Annotated in this window: 7 protein-coding genes; 5 read left to right on the top strand and 2 right to left on the bottom strand. The window is 54.5% G+C overall.

The genetic code is table 11. The features are described from left to right. The first annotated feature begins 130 nt into the window (after window positions 1-130). The 5 genes from JIN87_RS24810 (at window position 131) to deoC (ending at window position 4721) form a co-directional block, all read left to right on the top strand. Window positions 131-1303 (top strand): THUMP domain-containing class I SAM-dependent RNA methyltransferase, encoded by a 1173-nt coding sequence (locus tag JIN87_RS24810; protein WP_200358746.1) that lies wholly within the window; start codon window positions 131-133, stop codon window positions 1301-1303. A 12-nt stretch (window positions 1304-1315) separates the two neighbouring features. After that, a complete protein-coding gene (locus tag JIN87_RS24805; RefSeq protein ID WP_200358744.1) occupies window positions 1316-2155 on the top strand; it encodes an amidohydrolase family protein in 840 nt (279 codons plus the stop codon). A gap of 10 nt (window positions 2156-2165) precedes the next feature. Continuing rightward, window positions 2166-2948, top strand: coding sequence for a class I SAM-dependent methyltransferase (locus tag JIN87_RS24800; RefSeq protein WP_200358742.1), 783 nt, complete (start codon window positions 2166-2168; stop codon window positions 2946-2948). 11 nt (window positions 2949-2959) lie between these two features. Beyond that, the gene (locus JIN87_RS24795) at window positions 2960-3844 is read left to right on the top strand and encodes an AraC family transcriptional regulator (protein WP_200358740.1); all 885 of its coding nucleotides are present in this window, start codon (window positions 2960-2962) and stop codon (window positions 3842-3844) included. 64 nt (window positions 3845-3908) lie between these two features. Further along, window positions 3909-4721, top strand: coding sequence for a deoxyribose-phosphate aldolase (deoC, locus tag JIN87_RS24790; protein ID WP_200358738.1), 813 nt, complete (start codon window positions 3909-3911; stop codon window positions 4719-4721). Here deoC and JIN87_RS24785 read toward each other — a convergent pair. Together JIN87_RS24785 and rsgA are read right to left on the bottom strand one after the other, a co-directional pair. After that, on the bottom strand, window positions 4718-5560 hold the full coding sequence (locus JIN87_RS24785; protein WP_200358736.1) for a hypothetical protein: 843 nt from the start codon (window positions 5558-5560) through the stop codon (window positions 4718-4720). The genes deoC and JIN87_RS24785 overlap by 4 nt on opposite strands. A gap of 147 nt (window positions 5561-5707) precedes the next feature. Next, window positions 5708-6829, bottom strand: a complete 1122-nt coding sequence (rsgA, locus tag JIN87_RS24780; RefSeq protein ID WP_200358734.1) for a ribosome small subunit-dependent GTPase A — start codon at window positions 6827-6829, stop codon at window positions 5708-5710. Between the last annotated feature and the right edge of the window lie 63 nt (window positions 6830-6892).

Here is a 6892-nt window from a genome sequence, read left to right as displayed (position 1 = left end):
GTGCAGAATCCTCACAGTAGGGACGCGGGCTAAAGCACCGCGCTACGATCTGCGAGGAAACACCACAACCTAACCTCCCCATCTTTCTCTTCGACAAGTAGCCCCTCCTCTGGAATGCTGTGCGGTTTCCATGTACAAACGCACCATCCTTGTCACCTGTCCTAAAGCTTGCGCCGACTACCTCGCAGAAGAACTGCAGTCACTCGGCTACGAGCCCACGTCACTCGTCTCCAACGGTGTTTTTGTAAAAGGCACCTACGAGGATTGTATCCGCCTCAATCTTACTCTACGCAACGGCCTCCGCGTGCTTTGGGAGGTCGATAACTTCTCTGCACGAGACGGCGAGGACCTCTACCACCAAGCCGTCCGCATGCCTTGGGAAGAGTGGATCCCCGCCGAAGATGCGTACATCTCCATCGTCTCCTCCGTTCGAAACGACACCGTCGTAAATACCAACTTCCCCAACCTCCGCCTAAAGGACGCCATCGTCGACCGCATGCGCGAGGTGACCGGCGACCGCCCAAACTCCGGCAACGAGCGAGACCGCGGCGTCATCTTTCTCTACTGGCACGAAGAGGAGGTCTGCATCTACCTCGACACTTCCGGCATCCCCATCTCCAACCGTGCCTACCGCGCCATGCCCGGCAAAGCACCCGTTCGCGAGAACCTTGCGTCCTCCATCATCGCCGCCACCCGCTGGGACAAAAGCTCCCCTTTTCTCAACCCCATGTGCGGCAGCGGAACCCTGGCCATCGAAGCCGCCCTGCTCGCTTCAGGCGTCCCCGGTCAGCAGCTACGCCACGAATTCGCCTTCCAGCACTTCAAGCCATTCGACAACGCCCGCTATCAGGAAATCCGAAAAGAAGTCCGCAAGCGTATCCCTGACTCGCTGCCCTTCCCGATCATCGCCTCCGACATCGACCGCCAAGCAATCCGTGCAGCCGAGACGAATGCTAAGAAAGCAGGCGTCGCCCACCTAATCGATTTCCACATCTGCGATTTCCGAGATGCTCCCATACCTGAAAAACCGGGCGTCATTGTATTGAATCCTGAATACGGCGAACGACTCGGCGAGCAACGCCAACTCGAATCCATCTACAAAGCGATCGGCGATCTCTTCAAGCAAAGCTGTCCCGGTTACTGGGGTTACATCTTCACTGGCAACAAAACGCTCGGCAAGCGCGTTGGCCTGAAAACCAAACGCAAGATCGAATTCTACAACGGGCCCATCGAATGCCGCCTGCTGGAATACGAACTCTACGGAGGTACCCGAAATCCGAAGTACGCTAACACACGCGACTAAAAAGCAAGGGACATGCAGATCATAGACGCCCATGTCCACTTCTTCAATTTGGAGAAGCAACCAGATCTGCCTTGGCCTCCCAGCGATAGTCCGATTCGTAAAACAACCCTTCCCTCACACCTGCAACGCTGCTCTTCGCCCAAACAATTAGCAGCCGCTATTGCCATCGAAGCGAGTCCTCGAGTTTCGGATACGTCTGAGCTTCTGAAACTCGCCGAAACAGAATCATTCGTACTCGGAATCGTTGGAAATCTCCGCCCGGACCTGCCTGATTTTGAAGACCGCTTACATGCGTTCGCACGCCACCCGAAATTCCTCGGAATCCGCCTTCGCCCCATTTCCAAGTTCGACCTTACCGACAAACAGCTTCTAGAAAACCTAGAGCAGCTTAGCCGATACAAACTCACCCTCGAGTTCGGACTCCCCAGCCTAGACCTCTTCTCGAAAGCGGAGAAACTTGCGGACCTTCTTCCCAACACAACCATCCTGCTGGACCACTATGGTCACCCGAATATTGACGGCAGTTCGCCCGACCAAAAATGGCAGCAATCGATGCGATCCTTAGCCCAGCGCCCAAACGTTTACTGCAAAGTCACATCGCTACAGTCTCGCTCGAAAACGAATCCCCCACCAGCGAGTCTCGACCATTATCGCCCCCTCCTCGACTTCCTTTGGGAGACATGGGGCAAGGAACGCCTAATCTACGGCAGTAATTGGCCACCAGCCTCAACGAGCAGTAGCTATCCTGAAATCCTAGACCTATTCCAATCCTATCTTACCAACTCACCCCAAGCCGCAGAGCGTTTCTTTTCTGAAAACGCCATAAAGGCATATCGCACCCCATCCCCTTAATTCCCTTCCCATGGACATCCTCTCTTACAACCGCGAAGCCTGGAACCGCCAATCCCGAACAGGAAGCCGATGGTGCACGCCCGTCTCGCCCCAAACGATTTCGGACGCACGAAAAGGCAAATGGGACATTGTCCTGACTCCAAACAAGAACGTTCCAAAGACCTGGTTCGGCGACATCACCGGCAAAGACCTGCTCTGTCTTGCCTCTGGCGGTGGGCAACAAGCGCCAATACTTTCAGCAGCTGGAGCTAATGTGACCAGTTTCGACAACTCCGACGAACAGCTAGCCAAAGACACTCTCGTAGCCGATAGAGAGAACCTCACCATCCGAACAGAACGCGGAGACATGGCTGACCTATCCCGCTTCGCCGACGAAAGCTTCGACGTGATCTTTCACCCTGTCTCCAACGTATTTGCAGAGAAGATACGCCCAGTCTGGAAGGAGTGTTATCGCGTACTACGCCCAGGAGGCCGCCTACTATCAGGATTCATGAACCCTTGCTTCTACCTGTTCGACCAAGACGAAGCTCTTGAGACAGGTAAACTCGAAGTTAAATATTCACTCCCATTTTCCGACACCAAAAGCCTTCCTCCCGACAAGCTTCGCGAAATTCAGGAGAAAGGCTACGCCTACGAATTCAGCCACAGCATCGAAGACCAGATCGGAGGACAAACCGCGGCCGGGCTTCTCATCCAGGACCTGTATGAGGACAATTGGAACAACGAGGCCAGTGAACTCAATAAATACTCTCCGATGTACATCTCTACGCTTGCTCGTAAACTCCCTATCTAAGCGATAGTACAATGCCCGCGAGAGAGTTCGAACATATCAAGAAGCAACGCTTCATCCGACCGTTCCCTTTCGAACAGTTCGCGCGAATCAAACCGGTTTTCGAGGACTTCCACCTTTTAACCGCAGAGGGAGACCTAACGTATCCGCTTCACCAACACGAGAACTACGAAATCATCCTCGTCCAAAAGGGTCCCTATCGGTGCACGCTAAATCAGAGCAAACTCAGCCTCCAGGAGGGGCAAATGCTCATAATCAAACCAGGCGACTGGCATAGCGACCTTCTCCGTAAAGGCCAACGGCACTACGTATTGCACTTCAAACTACAACCAGCCTCGGCGACCATCCCCGAACCTCGCTTGTTTCGAGAAAACGCATCGCCCACGGAACAAATAATCGCAAGCGATCAAGGTCACAACACTGCCCTCATCAAAGAGATTGAGCGAGAAGCAACCGAAGCGAGGCACTATGCAGGTTCTATCCAAGACGCCCTTTCGGAATCGCTTTTCTGGCGGGTCGTGAGAGCCCTCCCTGAACAAAGCCTTAGCCCAGAGCTAAGGCAACTGCCTCAAAAAGAGAGGGAGAAAGAGGACCTCGCCCAGGCGTTCGCTAGCGCCATCGAAAATTCATTGAGCGTAGCAGACGTTGCTCAATCTCTCAAAATCAGCCCACGGCAACTGGCCAACCTCTGCCGCGAATATTTCTCCCAATCTCCTGCAAAACTCTTGTCCATGCTAAAAACCGACCGGGCCGAAGAGCTGATAAGGTATCACGGGTACAGAATCAAGGAGGTCAGCCACGCACTTGGCTTTTCCAGCCCCCACCATTTCTCAAGAGTCTTCAAACGACTAAAGGGCTACCCTCCCAGCGACCTCAGTCGCACCGAGTCCATAGACTAGGGATCGAGACAAATTTCCGAAATCGGCAGGTAATTGCGGATTCTGCCAACCCTTTTGGACTGCCATGAGCCGCGATCCCCAGAAGAGTCGTCGTATGTCTGAAAACACGCTCCCCACTGTTCCCGAAGTCGCAAAGATGATCGACCACTCGCTGCTTCATCCGACGATGACTGACGAGCAAGTTAGAGAAGGATTGATCCTCTCCCGCGATTGTCAGTGCGCAACCGCTTGCATCAAGCCCTATCACGTTCCAATGGCGGCTGAAATTCTTGCTGGCTCGGGAGTTGGAATCTGCGCGGTCGCCGGCTTTCCTCATGGCAACAGCCATACACGTATCAAGGTTGCGGAGACAGAGCTCGCTATCGCCGAAGGCGCTACAGAAATCGACACTGTCGTAAACAACGGCAAGGTCCTTGGCGGCGACTGGGAGTACGTCACAAGCGAGCTCCGCGAAATTCAAGCCGTTTGCAGGGCGAAGCACGTTCCCCTCAAGGTAATCTTCGAGAACGATTTCCTGGATGAATCACATATCATCCGACTTTGCGAGATTTGCACCGAACTTGGAATCGCATTCGTGAAAACCTCGACCGGATACGGATTCGTCAAACAAACAAGCGGCGAATACAACTACAAGGGAGCAACCCACGAGCACCTTCGTCTCATGCGCAAACACAGCGGAGCCGAAGTTCAAATCAAAGCAGCAGGTGGAGTTCGCACTCTGGACGATCTTCTCAAAGTGCGAGAACTCGGGGTCACTCGCATCGGCGCCACCGCGACCACCGCGATCCTCACAGAAGCCGTTTCTCGCGGCTTCGAAGGACCGATCCCTCCCGGACTGAGCAACGCAGCTAACTCCGAGTCGCCAAGCGGATACTAATCCCGCAACTCGATACGCTTAACGTAATCGCTCTTCCCCAGGTCGAGGTAAGCCTCAAAACGCTCGGCTCCGAGGAGCTCTCTCATTTGCTCGTTCCGGGCAGTCTCTAGCTCCGCTCGGGCCTCTGGGGACATCGGCTCTGCCATTCGCCGGGCTTCCTCGAAATAAATCCCGTAGACCTGATCCTTCTCCTCCTCAGTCATCCCCAGAGCGGGGGCGATCCGATTGAGCCTGCTAGTCGCCACAGTATCCCATTTAGCTTGTCGCTCCTCCTCCTGCATTTCCAAGAAGGAATCAAGTTGCTCGCCACTCAATACTTCACGGGCCAGGTTCTCAAAATCCCGATCGCTCACGAAGCTCTCTTTATCCCGATTCATCTTTAGCGACGCCCCGCCACTGACAAAAGACACCTTGATATCAGACAGCTGCTCAGCCTGCAACTCGAACAGCTCCGCAAACGCCTCCCTCTGCTCCTCACTTAGACCGAGCCTCCGGACGAGCGTATCAAGTCGCTCACTCGCTTTGGCGTCCATCATTCGCTTCATATTTCGCTTCGCAGCTTCGAGTCGCTTCACCTGCTCTTCCTCAGAAATCCCCGAAGCGCTCAGACTAATCGCCTGGCTCGATGCCGATTGAGCGAAGGGTTTCTCAGTAGCCGCCTGCGTGCCCTCCACCTCCTGCCTGAGCCTAGCGTTTTCCCGCCTCAAGCGCTCAAGCTCCACGTCCTCCACTACCGCGGGCGAATCAACCGAATCCGTCTCTCCGAACCAATAGTACACAACGGCTGATCCCAAAAAACTCCCTGCGAGAAAGGCACCTGCTACAATCGCTTTTTTCATCCAATAGAACTACGACACAAACTCACAAACTCGTCCACAAAAGCCAGGGATCGACTCTCCGCAAATAACAACAGCTAAGGTCCGGGCGCGCCCTATTGGCGCCGCCCCGGACCTAGGACCCCCCGTCCTACCACCTTGCCAGCCTACCTAGAACCCATCCTCCCCGAACTGGCGTCGTGCCTTCGCCGCTTTCCGGTTACGAATACTGACCGATTTGAAGAAGTCCTTCTTCGCACGGTGCTTCTGCAGCTTCGGATTCGCCTTGCGAACACGTTCGTGCGACCGCCTTGCCGCCTGCCCCCGCTCTTGCTTCAACTTGTGATACTGAGCCAAACGAGCCGGCGATAGGACACCCTCCTCAACAGCCTGCTCCACCGCGCACCCGGGCTCACCCTGATGATGACAGTTGCGAAACCGACATCCCTTGGCCAACTCCTCTATATCCGCGAATGCTCGCTCAATACCACCTTCCTCTCCAGTGAGCTGCAACTCGCGCATCCCTGGAAGATCAACTAACACGCCTCCCTGATCGAGAAGCACAAGCTCTCGCCAAGTTGTCGTGTGACGCCCGCGACTATCGTCCGCTCGATTCGATTGAGTAATCAGCCTCTGCTCACCAAGCAAAGCGTTTACCAAGGACGACTTTCCAACACCCGAGGAACCGAGCAACGCGACCGTCTTCCCATAGCCAAGGTACGCATCCAAACAAACAAGCGTCGCTCTATCATGCGCGCTGATCGCATGTACCGGTACGTCCACCGCGATTTCAGCGACTTGCCCTAAGACTTCTTCCAGACCCTCACGCAAGTCGGATTTGTTCAAAACGATCACGGGCTGGGCCCCACTATTCCAAGCTAGACTCAAATAACGTTGGATTCGAGCGAGGTTGAAGTCGCCATCCAATCCGCTCACCAAGAAGAGAGAGTCGAAGTTTGAAGCGACCAACTGGCTCGTAGAATCATCGCCCACCGCCTGTCGCTCGAATAAACTCCGCCTTTGCAAAACGCGACGAATCGCATACTCGTAAGCTCCGCCAGCAGATTCCAGCAAAAGCCAGTCTCCAACTGTCGGATACTCAGACGAGTCTCCGGCATCCAACAAAGAGGCACCGGGCAAACGTGCACGCCCTGCTCCAGAACGCGTCATCACTTCGTATTGCCCACGGTTTTCACGCATCACGCGGGCAGGAATCAAATCGCCATTACTCATGGCCTCGAGCTGTTGCTGATATCCAGCATCCCAGCCCAATTTTTCTAAATCAAAAATCATCGTTCGTAACGCGAGAGCCACACGACTCCCCCAATATATGTACTAAAATTCGTAGTTATTTTT

It is taken from the genome of Pelagicoccus mobilis (assembly GCF_016595505.1).
Classification (GTDB): domain Bacteria; phylum Verrucomicrobiota; class Verrucomicrobiia; order Opitutales; family Opitutaceae; genus Pelagicoccus; species Pelagicoccus mobilis.
The sequence above is the reverse complement of the archived record's forward strand: the minus strand, read 5'-3'. Positions and strand labels throughout refer to the sequence as shown.

What these genes read in the sequence shown, in the direction of transcription:
- JIN87_RS24810 (WP_200358746.1), top strand. Translation starts at nt 131, where the DNA reads ATGTACAAACGCACCATCCTTGTCACCTGTCCTAAAGCTTGCGCCGAC.
- JIN87_RS24805 (WP_200358744.1), top strand. Translation starts at nt 1,316, where the DNA reads ATGCAGATCATAGACGCCCATGTCCACTTCTTCAATTTGGAGAAGCAA.
- JIN87_RS24800 (WP_200358742.1), top strand. Translation starts at nt 2,166, where the DNA reads ATGGACATCCTCTCTTACAACCGCGAAGCCTGGAACCGCCAATCCCGA.
- JIN87_RS24795 (WP_200358740.1), top strand. Translation starts at nt 2,960, where the DNA reads ATGCCCGCGAGAGAGTTCGAACATATCAAGAAGCAACGCTTCATCCGA.
- deoC (WP_200358738.1), top strand. Translation starts at nt 3,909, where the DNA reads ATGAGCCGCGATCCCCAGAAGAGTCGTCGTATGTCTGAAAACACGCTC.
- JIN87_RS24785 (WP_200358736.1), bottom strand. Translation starts at nt 5,560, where the DNA reads ATGAAAAAAGCGATTGTAGCAGGTGCCTTTCTCGCAGGGAGTTTTTTG.
- rsgA (WP_200358734.1), bottom strand. Translation starts at nt 6,829, where the DNA reads ATGATTTTTGATTTAGAAAAATTGGGCTGGGATGCTGGATATCAGCAA.